The organism is Leisingera sp. ABM4_060, from assembly GCF_056158765.1.
Genome location: NZ_JBSWTX010000001.1, coordinates 3,976,342 through 3,990,370 on the forward strand (window position 1 = coordinate 3,976,342; position 14,029 = coordinate 3,990,370).

Sequence of the window (14,029 nt, forward strand, 5' to 3'; positions counted from 1 at the left end):
TGTTCTCCTAAGTGCGGGGGCGCAGGGCGCCGTAAGTCATCCCCGCACATATCGCAATTGCAAGCGCGATGAACAAGTGGGGGGAGGCGGTGCAGTCCTGGATTATGCCCAAGGCACTCTTATCATCGAAGAAAACCTCATGATTATCGACGGCAATCAGCAGCGCCAGCCCGGCCCACAGCGCGGCGGCGGCTGCAAAGGGAAGGCGCCGCCCGGAAAAAATAGCGAATCCGGCAAGGGCGAAGAGGACCAGAGAAACAGGCTTGGCGGACAGGCGGATCAGCTCATCCCATGCGCTGGCCGGTGTACCGCCTTCATGCCAGCAGGCATTGGCGAAGGCGGTGGCCGGTAGGGAGAACCAGAGTGCCGCCAGGCCGGCCGTCACTCTTCCTCGAAGGGATCCCATTCGTCCTCGACCTCGGGCAGGGCCTCGGCGGCAACCTCGGCGGCCAGTTCGTCGGCTGTGCGGATGCGCTTGATCTTGGCCTTGGGGAAGCTTTCCAGAACCGCCTGCACCAGCGGATGCGCGGCGGCTTTCGCGCGCAGGGCGTTCTCGGCGGCGTTTTCGCGCTCGCTGATGGTATCGCCGCCGCCTTCGGTGACAATGGTGAAGAACCAGTTGTGATGGGTCCAGGCCTTCAGCTGTTCACTCAGCCGTTTGGTCAGGTCGCGGGGGGCGTCGCTGGTCAGCTCAAAGGTGATCTGGCCGGGTTTATAGGCGGCCAGGCGCAGGTAGCTTTTGACATATTCCAGCAGCAGCCCGTCGCGTTTTTCGCGGATCAGCTCGACCACATGTTCGAAGGTGGGGTAGCGGGCCAGCGCCGGGCTGGCTTGCGGCGCAAGCGCTGCCGCCGGGCCGGAGCCGCCGCGCGCAACCGGAGCACCGCCTGCGGGGGCGCCGGGACCGGTATAGCTGCCCTGAGCATCGGTGCTGCCGCCGCCAAGCGCCGGGCCGCCCATGCCCTGCATCGGCACGCCGCCGCCGGGACCGGGAGGCGGCGGCGGCGGGGTGTCCTGCAGCTTGCGGATCAGTTCCTCGGGCGAGGGCAGGTCGGCCACATGGGTCAGGCGGATCACCGCCATCTCTGCGGCCATCATCGCGTTCGGCGCGGCGGCGACTTCCTCCAGCGCTTTCAGCAGCATCTGCCACATGCGGGTCAGCACGCGCATGGCCAGAGCATCCGCCATCGCCTTGCCGCGGGCACGCTCGTCGGGGCTGACGGTGGGGTCTTCGGCCGCATCCGGGGTGATCTTCACCACCGAGACCCAATGGGTGATCTCGGCCAGATCGCGCAGCACTGCCAGCGGGTCGGCGCCCTCGGCGTACTGGCCGCTGAGCTCGGTCAAGGCCGCCGCCGCATCGCCGCGCAGGATCATGTCCATCAGGTCCAGGACCCGGCCGCGGTCGGCAAGGCCCAGCATGGCGCGGACCTGATCGGCGGTGGTCTCCCCGGCGCCATGGGAAATCGCCTGGTCCAGCAGCGAGGTCGCATCCCGCGCAGAGCCTTCCGCGGCGCGGGTGATCAGCGCCAGCGCGTCCTCGGCGATCTGGGCGCCTTCGGCAGTGGCGATCTTGCGCAACAGGGCAATCATCACCTCCGGCTCGATCCGGCGCAGGTCGAACCGCTGGCAGCGCGACAGCACCGTCACCGGCACCTTGCGGATTTCGGTGGTGGCAAAGATGAATTTCACATGCGCCGGCGGCTCCTCCAGCGTCTTCAGCAGCGCGTTGAACGCGCTGGTCGACAGCATGTGAACCTCGTCGATGATGTAGATCTTATAGCGGGCCGAAGCCGCGCGGTACTGCACCGAGTCGATGATCTCGCGGATGTCGTTGACACCGGTGCGCGAGGCCGCGTCCATCTCCATCACATCCACATGGCGGCCTTCCATGATCGCGGTGCAATGCTCGCATTTGCCGCAAGGGTCGGTGGTGGGGCCGCCCTGGCCGTCCTCGCCGACGCAGTTCATGCCCTTGGCGATGATCCGGGCGGTGGTGGTTTTGCCGGTGCCGCGGATGCCGGTCATGATGAAGGCCTGGGCGATGCGGTCGGCGGCAAAGGCGTTCTTCAGGGTGCGCACCATGGCGTCCTGGCCCACCAGATCGGCAAAGGTCTCTGGCCGGTACTTGCGGGCCAGAACCTGGTATTGGGATTGGCCGGTGCCGCCGGTGGTGCCGCTGGGGGTATCGTTCATGGTTTCTCGTGCCGGATTCGGTTTGCGGGTGTCCCGCGTTCCGCGCAGGGTATTGAAGCGCAGCCCGTTCGTCCACCGCAGAAGGCGGCATTCCGGGGGCTGCAAAAGCGCTTTGGCTTTCTGCGGTTAGCAGCTAGGCTGCGGGCAGGGGGAAATGCGGGGGAAGTGCAGGGGCGCAGCGTCCGGGGAGGCGGTATGCAAACTGAAGACACTTCAAAGCCTGCCATGCAGGAAACTGCGGCGCAGGCCGGGCTGACCATCCACGCGCTGTCCGCGGGCGGCGGCATTCTGGCGCTGTGCCGGCTGCCGGGCGGTGCGGGCGACTACCGCAGCGACCTGATCCAGATCTATCAGTGGAAACCGGGGCTGGTGATTTCGATGACCACAGAAGCCGAGCACGTGGCCGCCGGCGCACCGCGGCTGGGGGTTGATCTCCAAAGCATGGCCTGCCGCTGGCTGCATCTGCCGGTGCCGGATTTCCAGGTGCCGCCGCCCGCGGTGAACGCGAAATGGGCCGCCGCCAGCCGCTCGGCCCGGCAGGCGCTGGGCGGCGGCGGCCGGGTGCTGGTGCATTGCAAGGGCGGCTGCGGGCGCTCCGGCATGGCGGTGCTGCGGCTGATGATCGACTGCGGTGAAGATCCGGCGCAAGCACTGGCACGGCTGCGGGCCGTGCGGCCCTGCGCAGTAGAGACGGATGCGCAGCTGGACTGGGCCTGTGCCGGTGCGCGGCCTGCCGGCCTGTGACCCGCGCCGCGGCATGAACGGGACCTCTAGTCGAAGCTCAGGTCAAACCCGTCTCCGGCAATAAAAGGCGCCCGGAAATTCTCGCCGTGGAAATAATAAAGCCCCTGCGCCGCATCCTTGAGGATGGCATAGCAGCCCCATTCCGGTGTGTTCCACAACCCGGACCAGCTGGAGCAATACTGGCCGTCTTCGATCTTGTAGCGTGCTTCCGAAGGGGCAGCGTCGCCCTGCTTGATCCAGAGCGTCAGCCCGGATTGCGAGAAATACTGGCGGGTACGGCTCTCGAAATGCAGCCCTTCGATGGTCTTCCCGGTCAGCAGTTCTTTGATCTCATTGCTGGTCAGCGGCTGTTCGGCGGCGGAAACTGCCGCCGCGCAGGCAAGAACGGCAGCAGCAGCGGGCAGAAAGGTCCTAATCATCGGCAATCCCCGTGTTCAAAGTCTGAATAGCGGGAATTGCCTAGAGCTGATCCTGCGGACGGGCCAGCCCGGCGCAGAACACAATGCCGTCAGCCGGATGAGAAGGCGCCCGCAGAAACCGGTGCCGGCGCCTGGGTCGCGCGTTACAGCGCCAGCATCTGCTCCGCCCGCCGCGCCTCCGCCGTTTTCGGCAGCGCCTCCATCAGCGCGCAGGGGCGGGCGTCCAGTTTCGAGGCAGCAAAGCCGGTGCCATCGCGGCTGAGGATCGCATCGGCAAACCGGTCCAGCCCCTCACGCGGCGCGTCCTCGCCGACGCCGCAGTAAAGCCGGATCCGGTCATGGCTGGCTACGAACTGCGCCGGGCAGTTGCGCGGGCAGCCGTCCAGCGCGGTGGTGCCGGTGATTTCGAAATCTTCCTGGGTCAGCGGCTTGGCCTTGGTCATCGCCTCGGCCAGCTTGGCGATCATCCGCTCCGCCGCGGGGCAGGGCCGCCCCAGGTATTTGCAATCCGTTGCCGCATAGAAATGCGTCTGGTCGGTCCACATCATAATTGCGCCCTCCGCGCGTGGTGCGGGGAGCCTGCAGGACAAGAGACCGGATGAAATAGCGGGAGCCCCGCAGTGCCATCAGACCCTGTCCGGACACCCCGCCCGGGTTCGAGTTTCACATCCGATGGCAGGTCTCCTGACTTGCGGGTCGTCGCTTTCCCGATCCTTCCCGGCCTTATCAAGGCCAGTGGCTCTATCGGGGTCGCTCGCCGCTTACAGTTGCGGGGGCAGTCTCGGAATTGACCCGCTTGCGCAGGCCGCACCGTGTTCCCTATTCATCCCGGACACAAGATTTTGTGGCTCGGGAACCATCGCCACAAGCGGTAGCGGCTGGATCCCTGAGTTGTCAATCGTTTTTCTGCACCTGCATTGGGTTTGGCTGGGGCAGGTGAAGCTGCAGGTGCAGCCCGCGGATCACATCCGAATCGCGCCGCACCCGGGCCAGCTGCCAGCCGCCCTGCAGCAGGATATAGAAGGTCTCCGCCGCCGCGCGGGCCTCTTCCTCCACCAGGCCCAGGCGCCGCGCATGCGCCGCGGTGGCGCTGATCCAGCCCTCGAACAGCAGGGCGGCGTGCTGGTGGAAGGCCTCGTTCTCCGGCCCTTCGAACAGCGTCGCCGAGACCGGGCAGCCGCTCCATTTTCCCTGCATGTCAAACAGCTTGGCCAGCTTGTAGCAGACCGTCTTGGCGCCTTCCTGAAAACTGGGGGCAGGAGTGAAAGAGGCATCGATCAGCTGCAGCATCTGCTCTGACGCCCAATTGGCAGCCGCCAGCGCCAGGTCGGATTTGCCGTTAGGGAAATGGTGGTAGAGCGAACCCTTGGGCGCCCCGGCTTCGGTCAGAAGCTCGGCCAGCCCGGTGCCGCTGTAGCCTTTGTTGCGGAACAGGCTGGCGGCGGCCAGAATCAGCCGCTCGCGGGTTGGCAGGGGCTGGGCCGGAGCGGGTCCGGCTGTCGTCACGTCATCCATGGCGGTAGCTTGACAGCAATAGACCGGTTGGTCCAGTGATGTTGCTGGACCGATTGGTCTAGGAGGCGGCAATGCTGGACAGCAATGCAGATCAGACAGCGGCAGTGCGGGAGCAGGAGCTGCGGTTTCCCTCCGGGGACACCGTGCTGGCAGGGCGGCTTTACCAGCCGGCCGGGCAGCCGCGGACTGCTGTGGTGCTGAACGGGGCAACCGGGGTGCCGCAGCGCTTTTACCGGCATTTCGCACGCTGGCTGGCGGCAGAGCGGCAGATCGCCTGCCTGACCTACGACTACCGGGATTTCGCAGCTTCGGCGCAGGGGCATCCGCGCCGGTCCGCTGCCACCATGGCGGACTGGGCGCTGGCGGATCAGCCTGCCGCCCGGGCAGAAATGCGGCGGCACCATGCGGGGGTGCCGCTGTGGATCATTGGCCATTCGCTGGGGGCAATGCTGATGCCCCTGCAGGACGGCCTTGAAGACGTCGCCCGCATGATCGTGGTTGCGGGCGGCTTGGTGCACCACCACGATCACCCCTGGCCCTACCGCGCGCTGGCGCTGGCTTTCTGGTTCGGCCATGTGCCGGTGCTGGTCCGCGCCCTGGGCTATCTGCCCGGGCGCGCGCTGGGGTTCGGGTCAGATCTGCCTGCCGGGGTCTACTGGCAATGGCGGCGCTGGTGCACCACGCCGGGCAGCTGCCTGCCGGAAACCGGCGGCAGCCTGCCGCGTCCACGGTGGGAGGAAACCGGCATTCCGGTGGATCTGTTCGCGATCGGAGATGACAGCATGGTGCCGCCGGCCGCCGTCTGGCGGCTGGGCGAGGTCTTTGGCAAAGGGCCGCAGCAGCGCAAGACCCTGGTGCCGCAGGCGCATGGGCTGAACAGGATCGGCCATCTCGGCGCCTTTGCCCGCAGCAGCGCCGCCCTATGGCCGCAGCTGGTGCCGCAAACCGGCCCAGGCTTCTTTCTGGTCCGAAATACTCCGGGGTGAATTGGCCCGAAGGGCCAAGAGGGGCAGCGCCCCTCTTCTGCACAAACCTGCGGGGCAGCGCCCCTTATTCTTCCGGCCCCCGGGGCAGCCGCGCATCCGGCGTCAGGCGCTGCGGTTCAGCCGCTCTTCGGTCACGCGGGCATAATCCGCCAGCCGCAGCTTGAAGCGGCGGGTGAGGTTGCTGCGCGCCAGTTTCATCGATTGCACCAGCAGGCGGCCGGTCAGGCTGGACGCCGTCAGTTTCAGCTCTGCCGACATCCGGGTGCGCTGCGGCGACAGCGCCAGCAATTCGATTTCCATCCGCCCGTCGATGCCGCTGCCGGAGCCGGCCACCGCCAGCCCGGTGACCGGGGTATAGCTGTCCAGGGTCATCCGCGCCTCGCGCTGCTTGCCGCGGAAGCTGAAGGCCAGATCCCAGGCGAGGCCGTTCTCCGGCTGGGCGGCGTCGCCGATGCGCTGCACCTCGATGCCGCGCCGCAGGGCCGCGCGCTCCAGCAGCTCAAAATCCGCAATCGCCCCGAATACATCGGCGATGGGCGCCTCGATATCTTCCTTGCTTTGAAAGTCCATGGTGGTCTGCCTCAGTTGCGCGGCGGGCCCGCTGCGTCGTTTCCGGCAAATATGCGCTTTAGTCCAGCCTGTCTGCAAGCCAGTTCTTGAGCAGAAAATGCGCAATTGCGCCTTTCCGCGCAGGTTTCAGAACCGGGTGCCCGCCGGCAAATACGTCCATCATCTCCTGGCGGCTGACCCAAAGCGCATCTTCGATCTCTGCCGGGTCGATAGTGATCTCCCGGCTGAGCGCTTCGCCCGCGCAGCCGAACATCAGCGACATCGGAAAGGCCCAGGGCTGCGAGGCCAGATAGCTGACCGCCCCGACCCGCACGCCGGTTTCCTCCAAGGTCTCGCGGCGCACTGCCGCCTCCAGCGTCTCGCCCGGCTCGGCAAATCCCGCCAGCAGCGAATACATGCCCTCGGGCCAGCCCGGCGAGCGGCCCATCAGCACCGCATCGCCATGGGTGATGAGCATGATCACCACCGGATCGGTGCGCGGAAAATGCGGCGCCTTGCACGAGGGGCACAGCCTCTGCCAGCCCGCCTGCACCATATCGCTGGCGTTGCCGCAGCAGGCACAGAACCGGTGGCTGCGGTGCCAGGACAGCAGCGCCTTGGCCGTGGCGGCCAGCTCCGCTTCCAGCGGCGTCAGCCGGGTCATCACCCGGCGCAGCTCGGCAAAGACATGGGTTTGCGGCAAATCGGGATGCTGCTGCTCGCTGGCATCGGCAAAGCTGTTCAAAGCCTCCTGATCCAGCCCCTCAGGCTGCCAATCGCCAAGATCGCAGGCAAAGCACGGCGCGCCGTCCGGCTCCAGGCCCAGGAACAGCGCCGCATCCCGGCGGCTGGCAGCCAGCGCATGGGCGGGGGCGGTCCAGGCCAGCCCGCAGGGCAGATCCGTCTCTGCCTGCCGCAGCGTCAGCGGCTTGCCGCGCCACATCAGCAGCACTTGCGCCCGGGGATCCTGCCAGGCGGCGGCCAGCGCCGCCGGGTCGCCGCGCAGATGCGCCGCCCGCTCCAGCCCGCCGCCGCCGAAGGTCACCTGTTCCGCATGTTTCATGACAGCTCTCCTTTGGCTGGCGCCGCCGCGGCTTGGCTCAACGGCTGGACTAAGCTTCTGCATGCCAGCGCGCCGGCGGTGTTGCCAGCAGCGGGTGGTGATCGGTGCTTGCCTGTCACTGTGCCGCCACACCCTGCGTGCCGGGTTTGCGGCAATTTCCAGCGGAACAGGGCTGAAACGCGCCCGCGCTGCCGTTGCGTTAATAATTTTTCAAATGCGGTAAAAAGGTTTCTTTGCAAATCGTTGAAACGCTGATTTAAATGTCAGCGGACAAGGATCGGCGCTGAAGGGTGCCGAAAGGAGCGGCGGGCAGGCGGTGTCAGCACAACTTCGGACATGACAGGCGGGGCGGAGGCTCCCGCGGCCCGGACCTCCGGGGTGCTGCAGGTGCTGGCCACTACGGACCTGCACTGCAACCTGCTGAGCCACGACTATTACGCCGACCGGCCGGATCCTTCCATCGGCCTGTCGCGGGTCGCCACCCTGATTGCCCGGGCGCGGGCGGAAGCGGCGCGCCAGGGCGCCGCCTCGATCCTGGTGGACAATGGCGACGGGTTCCAGGGCTCGCCGCTGGGCGACATCGTGCCCGGTGCCGCCGGGCCGCATCCGCTGGCGCGCGCCTTTCAGGTGCTTGGATATGATGCGGTGGGCCTGGGCAACCATGATTTCGACTTCGGGCTGGAGGCGCTGGCGGGCATTCTGAAGGATGTGGACTGCCCGGTGCTCTGTGCAAACCTGACCGCGCTGCAGCCGGAGCTGGCGCTGCCCTTTGCGCCCGCGGCGGTGCTGGAGCGGCACATCCCCGGCTGTCCCGGGCTGCCGCCGGTGCGGATCGGGCTGTTTTCAGTCCTGCCGCCGCAGACGCTGGCCTGGTGCGGCCCGGCGCTGCAAGAGCAGCTGGCGGCCGGCGGGATCGTTGAAACAGCTGCGGCCAAGGCCCGCCGGCTGAAGGCTGAGGGCTGCGATCTGGTGCTGGTTTTGGGCCATACCGGCCTGGCCTCCCAAACCGGCGCCGGTCTTTGCGAAAACGCCCTGGCGCAACTGGCCTCGATCCCCGAGGTTGATGCCGTGGTCGGCGGCCACACCCATCTGACGCTGCCGGACGCAGAGCACCGCTTTGCCAATCCTGTGGTGATGCCGGGCGCCCATGGCTCGCATCTCGGGCTGATCCATCTCGAACTGGAACACAGCGGCGCCCGCTGGCGCGTCTGCGGCGGCAGCGCCAGCCTGCAACCGGTGGCGCAGAACGGCCCGGATGGCGCAGCAGAGCCCCTGATTGCCGAAGATCCGGCCTTCTGCCAGGCGCTGGCGGCAGATCACGCGCGCACCCTGGAGCGGATGCGCCAGCCGGCCGGCTACAGCTCGGTGGCGATGCATTCCTATTTCACCTTCTTTGCCCCGGACCGCGGCCTGGCGCTGGTCAGCAGCGCCCAGGCGGCGGCGGTGCGGCCGCTGCTGCGGGGCACGGCGGCAGAGGGGCTGCCGCTGCTGTCGGCGGCGGCGCCCTGCAAGTTCGGCGGCCGCTCGGGGCCGCAATTCTATACCGATATCGCAGCCGGCGGCCTCTGTGCCCGCAATATCGCCGACCTGCAGGTCTTTCCCAACGAGCTGCGGGCGGTGGTGGTGACCGGCGCCCAGCTGACGGACTGGCTGGAGATGTCCGCGGGCCTGTTCAGCCAGGTGGCGCCGGGCCGCGGCGGCCAGCTGCTGGTCGACCCGCAGCGGGCCGGCCATAACTTTGATGTCATCTTCGGGCTGAGCTACCGGATCGACCCCTCGCAGCCGCCGCGGTTTTCAGCCGCGGGCGAGCGCATCAGCCCTCAGGCGCAGCGGATCCGGGACTTGTGCTGGAACGGGCAGCCGGTGGCGCCCGGGCAGCGGTTTGCGGTTGCCGCCAACAGTTACCGCACCGCCGGCGGCGGCAGTTTCCGCATGCTGCGGGAGGCCGAGCAGCTGCCGCTGCCGCCGATGCGGATCCGCGACGCGGTGCGCGACTATATCGCCGGACGGCTGACCGCCGACCCGCTGGCCGAAGAGCCTTACCCCTGGCAGCTGGCAGCGCTGCCCGGCACCCGCGCCACCGCCGTCACCGGCCCCGGGGCGGCGCAGTATCTGGACGAGCTGCCGCCCGGGCTGGCCCGGCCCCGCGGTGTCAGCAGCAGCGGTTTCTGGCAGCTGGAACTGTATCTCTAGGCCCGGGCGCCGGGCCCTTGCCAATCGCCGCAGGCGCGCTTATACCGGGATTCGAGAGGTTGGCGCGGGCAGGCGCCTCGCCAACCTGGTCAGGTCCGGAAGGAAGCAGCCACAACGAGCCCCGCTTGGGTCGATGTCCAGCCTCTCACTTAAATCCCCGCACAACTGAATAGCAGACGGGCCTCTCCCGCCCGCGCGCAGTGCAATCACAGATTGCCCCCTCGCCGTTGGGCCGGGCGCCGCGCTGGCGCGCGGCGGGGCTGCCGCTTCTTTCTGGTCCGAAATACTCCGGGGTGAATTGGCCGCGAGGCCAAGAGGGGCAGCGCCCCTGCCGGCAGGCCCCGTTCAGAACCTGCCGTTGTCCGCCGGGTAGACGCCGAGGATTTCCACATTGGTGGTGAAATAGCTCAGCTCGTCCATTGCCAGCTGCACATGCGGATCCTCGGGGTGGCCCTCGATGTCGGCATAGAACTGGGTGGCGGTGAACGAGCCGTCCACCATGTAGCTTTCCAGCTTGGTCATATTGATGCCATTGGTGGCAAAGCCGCCCATCGCCTTGTAAAGCGCCGCCGGGATGTTGCGCACCTGGAACACGAAGCTGGTGATCATGTTATGGGCGCCGCGGCGGGTGTAGTTGGGCTCCGGCGACATGATCAGAAAGCGGGTGGTGTTGTCGCCGTTGTCCTCGATGTGGCGCGCCAGCACCTCCAGCCCGTAGATCTCGCCCGCCAGCTCGCTGGCCAGCGCCGCCACATGCCTGTCGCCGGCATCGGCCACATCGCGGGCCGCACGGGCATTGTCGGGGCTGACGCGGCCGGTGATGCCATGGGCGCGCAGGAAGGTGCCGCATTGCGGCAAGAGCACCAGATGCGACTTTGCCTCGCGGATGTCCTCGAGCTTTGCGCCCGGCACCCCTAGCACGTTGATATGGACCCGCACAAACGCCTCGTCGATGATATGCAGCCCGCTGTGCGGCAACAGCCGGTGAATGTCGGCAACCCGGCCGTAGGTGGAGTTTTCCACCGGCAGCATCGCCTGCTCGGCGTCACCGCGTTTGACCGCTTCGATTGCGTCCTCAAAAGTGCGGCAGGGCAGCACCTCCATATCGTGGCGCGCATTGCGGCAGGCCTCGTGGCTGTAGGAGCCCAGCTCCCCCTGGATGGCGATCTTGCGGGTCATAAGGTGTGTTCCCGGTGCAAAACTTCAACAATTGGGCGTTTCGTCGCGCTGTCTATACCTTGCCACTTGAGAGGGGAAGCCTTAGACACCCCGTCAGACAGCTAAATGGACCCGCGATTCATGTTTGACACAATGACCCTTACCAAAGCGACCGCAGGCGTTTGCGGCGCGTTCCTGGTTCTCCTGCTGGGCAAATGGGCTGCCAGCGGCCTGTATCACATGGACAGCCACGGTGAGGCCGCCTATGTGATCGAAGTCGCCTCGGCCGAAGCCGCCAGCGATGAGCCGGAAGTCAGCTTCGAAGAGCTGATGGCCTCCGCCGACGCCGCCAAAGGCGCCAAAGTCTTCAAGAAATGCTCCGCTTGCCACAAGCTGGAAGCCGGCGTGAACTCCACCGGCCCGTCGCTGTACGGCGTTGTCGGCCGCGGCATCGCAACCGAAGCCGGCTTTGGCTATTCCGGCGCGCTGACCGGCCTGGCCGGCAAGGCCTGGACCGCAGAAGAGCTGGACGCCTTCATCACCAAACCGTCCGCCTATGCCTCCGGCACCAGCATGAGCTTTGCCGGCCTGAAGAAAGAAAAGGACCGGGTGAACCTCATCGCCTATCTGGACAGCCTGGACAACTGATCCAGCCCGCTGTCCAAGCTATCCAAAACGAAAAAGCCGCTGCAGTTCCGCAGCGGCTTTTTTGATGGCAGCAGACCCGCCGGGGGCAGGCCGGCCCTTTGGCCCAAACCTCAGGCCAGCCCTTTGGCCCAAACCTCAGGCCGGATTGTTCTCCCGGTAATAGGCCAGCGCATCGCGCTCCTGGCCGTCGGGCAGGATGCAGACGCCGATGGTGCCGGCCTTGCCGCTGCGCAGCACATAGCTGCCGCCGCTTTGCACGCAGAACGCCTCTTCCGGGCTGCTGTAGACCACTTCCTCTTCCTGCTGGGCGCAGGCGCTCAGCGCGGCGGCTCCGGCCATTGCAAGCACGGCGGCGATTTTCACTTTCGGCATCTCTGTCTCCCAGGATCGTTAACAAAATCGTGATGCGAGGCTGGCACGCGGGCCGGATGCGGGCAAGCGGGCTGTGAAAGGGCAGGCCGGATCGGCAGTTGCACGCCTAAAGCGCAGAGGCCTGTGCCGGGAAATCACCCAATCTCAACTTGAATGTTACCGCCCCGGGCCATTAGCTTGTGGGCAGATAACATCCCGGGCGTGCAGTCCCGGGGCAAAGGAGGTCATGGCAGATGAAAACCGCTCGGGCTGCGGCGCGTGTGCGCGTGAAGGAGAGGGGGAACCCGGTGCAAGCCGCTGCGGCGCTTGCCTTGGGGCTGGTTCTGGCGCTGGCAGCAGCGACGCTGGCCAAGGCAGAGGAAACCATCATCAAGAGCCACGGGTATTCCTTTTTTGGCAATCTTTCTTACCCGGCAGATTATCCGCATTTCAATTATGTCAATCCGGATGCGCCGAAAGGCGGGGAAATCTCAATAGGTGCTTCCGGCACTTTTGATTCCATGAACCCCTATGCGCGCAAAGGACGCGCGGGGGCGCTGTCGAACATCCCGTATGAGACGCTGCTGACCCGCGCCTATGACAACTCCACCAGTGTGCCTGCGGATGTATTTGGCGAGGTTTACGGGGTTCTTGCCAAAAGCCTGGAATATGATGCGGGCAAGACCTGGGTCATTTTCCACATGCGGCCCGAAGCGCGGTTTGCCGACGGGCAGCCGGTGACGGCGCATGATGTCGTGTTCTCGCATAACCTGTTCATCGAACAAGGGCTGCCTTCTTACTCAGCGGCGGTGAAAAAGCGGGTGCTGGGCGCCGAAGCGCTGGACGACCACCGGGTGAAGTTCACCTTTGCCACCGGGATCTCGCGGCGCTCACTGATTGATCAGGTAGGTGGGACCCCGGTATTCCCCAAACATTGGTATGACGCCACCGGCGCGCGGCTGGATGAATTGCGGCTGGACGCAGCGCCGGGTTCAGGCCCGTACCAGCTGGAGAGCTATGACGTGAACCGGCGCATCGTATATAAGCGGAACCCGAACTACTGGGGCAAGGATTTGCCCTTTGCGGTGGGGCGGTTCAACTTCGACAGAATCCGGGTGGAGTATTTCACCGACGCAACCGCCAACTTTGAAGCCTTCAAAGCCGGCATTTATACCTACCGCCCGGAAAGCAGCTCCAAGGCCTGGGCCACTGGTTACGACTTCCCGGCCTTCAACCGCGGTGACGTGGTGCGCGAGGTGCTGCCGGACGGGTTGCCGCCCACCGCCACGGGGTTTGTGTTCAACCTTGGGCGCGAGCCACTGCAGGACGTGCGCGTGCGGCAGGCGCTGGCGCTGGCCTATAATTTCGAATGGACTAACGAGTTGCTGCAGTACGGCCTGTTTAAACAGCGCCAGTCGTTTGCACAGGACACCAGTATCCATGCAGACGGCCCGCCTGAAGGCGCTGAGCTGGCTCTGCTGGAATCACTGGGCGATCTGGTGCCGCCGGAAATGCTGAACGAACCGGCGGTGCGCGCGCATGAATCGCGGCCCAAGCGTCTGAACGACCGGAAGAACCTGCGCAGGGCGATGCAGCTGCTGGATGAGGCCGGCTGGGCCGTTGGAGATGACGGGCTGCGCCGCAACCCGCAGGGACAGGTGCTGAAGATTGATTTCCCGGTCTCTTCGGCGGGGTCGGCGACTATTTTTGCAATTCTCGAAAGCTATGCCAAGAACCTGAAAAGCCTGGGTGTGGAGGCCAATGTCGAACGGATCGACCCGGCGCAATACACCCTGCGCAACCGCGACCGCGACTATGACATGGTCTATGATTTCTACTATCCGCTGTCCGAGGAAACCGGCACTGGGCTGCGGCAGCTGTTCGGTTCGGGCGAGGCGGCCTTCAGCCTGTTCAACCCGGCCGGTCTTGCCAGCCCGCTGGTGGACGAGATTATCAACCGCTCGCTGGCCAGTGAAACCCGTGAAGAAGAGCTGGCGTCGCTGAAAGCCCTCGACCGGGCACTGCGGTATCAGCGCTTCCTGGTGCCGGTCTGGTACAATGACAGCCACTGGGTTGCCTATTGGGATATGTACGAGCACCCGGAAACCACACCGCCCTACGGCCTCAGCGCGCTGGACACCTGGTGGATCAACGCCGAAAAGGCGGACCGGCTCAAGGCGTCAGGCGCGCTGAGGTAGGCGGGTCAG

The 14,029-nt window shown here is 66.0% G+C and carries 14 protein-coding genes, 1 other RNA gene and 1 riboswitch; of the genes, 6 read left to right on the top strand and 9 right to left on the bottom strand.

From position 1 onward, the window contains the following. Window positions 1–7: 7 nt before the first annotated feature. Window positions 8–385: a hypothetical protein gene (locus ACXAEH_RS19230; RefSeq protein ID WP_475035067.1), complete on the bottom strand. Its 378-nt coding sequence runs from the start codon at window positions 383–385 to the stop codon at window positions 8–10. Continuing rightward, on the bottom strand, window positions 382–2,196 hold the full coding sequence (locus ACXAEH_RS19235; protein ID WP_475035068.1) for a DNA polymerase III subunit gamma/tau: 1,815 nt from the start codon (window positions 2,194–2,196) through the stop codon (window positions 382–384). Before ACXAEH_RS19235 ends, ACXAEH_RS19230 begins: the two co-directional genes overlap by 4 nt. Before the next feature lie 195 nt (window positions 2,197–2,391). On the opposite strand from ACXAEH_RS19235, the gene ACXAEH_RS19240 reads away from it, so the two are divergent. Then, window positions 2,392–2,940, top strand: coding sequence for a protein-tyrosine phosphatase family protein (locus tag ACXAEH_RS19240; RefSeq protein ID WP_475035069.1), 549 nt, complete (start codon window positions 2,392–2,394; stop codon window positions 2,938–2,940). A 26-nt stretch (window positions 2,941–2,966) separates the two neighbouring features. Here the strand turns inward: ACXAEH_RS19240 and ACXAEH_RS19245 are convergent, their stop codons facing one another. The 3 genes from ACXAEH_RS19245 to ACXAEH_RS19255 all read right to left on the bottom strand — a co-directional run bounded on the left by ACXAEH_RS19245 (window position 2,967) and on the right by ACXAEH_RS19255 (window position 4,874). Further along, complete coding sequence (locus tag ACXAEH_RS19245) at window positions 2,967–3,359, bottom strand: hypothetical protein (protein WP_475035071.1); 393 nt, start codon at window positions 3,357–3,359, stop codon at window positions 2,967–2,969. A gap of 143 nt (window positions 3,360–3,502) precedes the next feature. After that, window positions 3,503–3,907 carry a hypothetical protein gene (locus ACXAEH_RS19250; RefSeq protein WP_475035073.1) on the bottom strand — a complete coding sequence of 135 codons (405 nt, stop codon included), beginning with the start codon at window positions 3,905–3,907 and terminating at the stop codon, window positions 3,503–3,505. 109 nt (window positions 3,908–4,016) lie between these two features. Then, window positions 4,017–4,235, bottom strand: a riboswitch (cobalamin riboswitch). Window positions 4,236–4,253: 18 nt separating this feature from the next. Next, window positions 4,254–4,874 carry a TetR/AcrR family transcriptional regulator gene (locus ACXAEH_RS19255; protein WP_475035075.1) on the bottom strand — a complete coding sequence of 207 codons (621 nt, stop codon included), beginning with the start codon at window positions 4,872–4,874 and terminating at the stop codon, window positions 4,254–4,256. Window positions 4,875–4,945: 71 nt separating this feature from the next. Between ACXAEH_RS19255 and ACXAEH_RS19260 the strand changes: the two genes are divergently transcribed. Then, the gene (locus tag ACXAEH_RS19260; RefSeq protein WP_475035077.1) at window positions 4,946–5,860 is read left to right on the top strand and encodes an alpha/beta hydrolase family protein; all 915 of its coding nucleotides are present in this window, start codon (window positions 4,946–4,948) and stop codon (window positions 5,858–5,860) included. Window positions 5,861–5,962: 102 nt separating this feature from the next. Here the strand turns inward: ACXAEH_RS19260 and ACXAEH_RS19265 are convergent, their stop codons facing one another. After that, the gene (locus ACXAEH_RS19265) at window positions 5,963–6,430 is read right to left on the bottom strand and encodes an SRPBCC family protein (RefSeq protein ID WP_475035079.1); all 468 of its coding nucleotides are present in this window, start codon (window positions 6,428–6,430) and stop codon (window positions 5,963–5,965) included. A gap of 58 nt (window positions 6,431–6,488) precedes the next feature. Then, window positions 6,489–7,472 carry an NAD(+) diphosphatase gene (gene nudC, locus ACXAEH_RS19270; RefSeq protein WP_475035081.1) on the bottom strand — a complete coding sequence of 328 codons (984 nt, stop codon included), beginning with the start codon at window positions 7,470–7,472 and terminating at the stop codon, window positions 6,489–6,491. A 336-nt stretch (window positions 7,473–7,808) separates the two neighbouring features. Between nudC and ACXAEH_RS19275 the strand changes: the two genes are divergently transcribed. Further along, on the top strand, window positions 7,809–9,665 hold the full coding sequence (locus ACXAEH_RS19275; protein ID WP_475035083.1) for a 5'-nucleotidase C-terminal domain-containing protein: 1,857 nt from the start codon (window positions 7,809–7,811) through the stop codon (window positions 9,663–9,665). 52 nt (window positions 9,666–9,717) lie between these two features. Next, an RNA gene (ffs, locus tag ACXAEH_RS19280) (signal recognition particle sRNA small type) lies at window positions 9,718–9,816 on the top strand. 194 nt (window positions 9,817–10,010) lie between these two features. Here ffs and ACXAEH_RS19285 read toward each other — a convergent pair. Further along, the gene (locus ACXAEH_RS19285) at window positions 10,011–10,844 is read right to left on the bottom strand and encodes a prephenate dehydratase (RefSeq protein WP_475035085.1); all 834 of its coding nucleotides are present in this window, start codon (window positions 10,842–10,844) and stop codon (window positions 10,011–10,013) included. A 120-nt stretch (window positions 10,845–10,964) separates the two neighbouring features. Here ACXAEH_RS19285 and ACXAEH_RS19290 point away from each other — a divergent pair, with 120 nt between their 5' ends. Then, window positions 10,965–11,471 carry a c-type cytochrome gene (locus ACXAEH_RS19290; protein ID WP_475035087.1) on the top strand — a complete coding sequence of 169 codons (507 nt, stop codon included), beginning with the start codon at window positions 10,965–10,967 and terminating at the stop codon, window positions 11,469–11,471. Between the two features lie 135 nt (window positions 11,472–11,606). On the opposite strand, the gene ACXAEH_RS19295 is transcribed toward ACXAEH_RS19290, so the two are convergent. Continuing rightward, window positions 11,607–11,843 (bottom strand): DUF333 domain-containing protein, encoded by a 237-nt coding sequence (locus ACXAEH_RS19295; protein ID WP_039135385.1) that lies wholly within the window; start codon window positions 11,841–11,843, stop codon window positions 11,607–11,609. A gap of 233 nt (window positions 11,844–12,076) precedes the next feature. Here ACXAEH_RS19295 and ACXAEH_RS19300 point away from each other — a divergent pair, with 233 nt between their 5' ends. Beyond that, window positions 12,077–14,020, top strand: a complete 1,944-nt coding sequence (locus ACXAEH_RS19300; protein ID WP_475035089.1) for an extracellular solute-binding protein — start codon at window positions 12,077–12,079, stop codon at window positions 14,018–14,020. The last annotated feature ends 9 nt before the right edge of the window (window positions 14,021–14,029 follow it).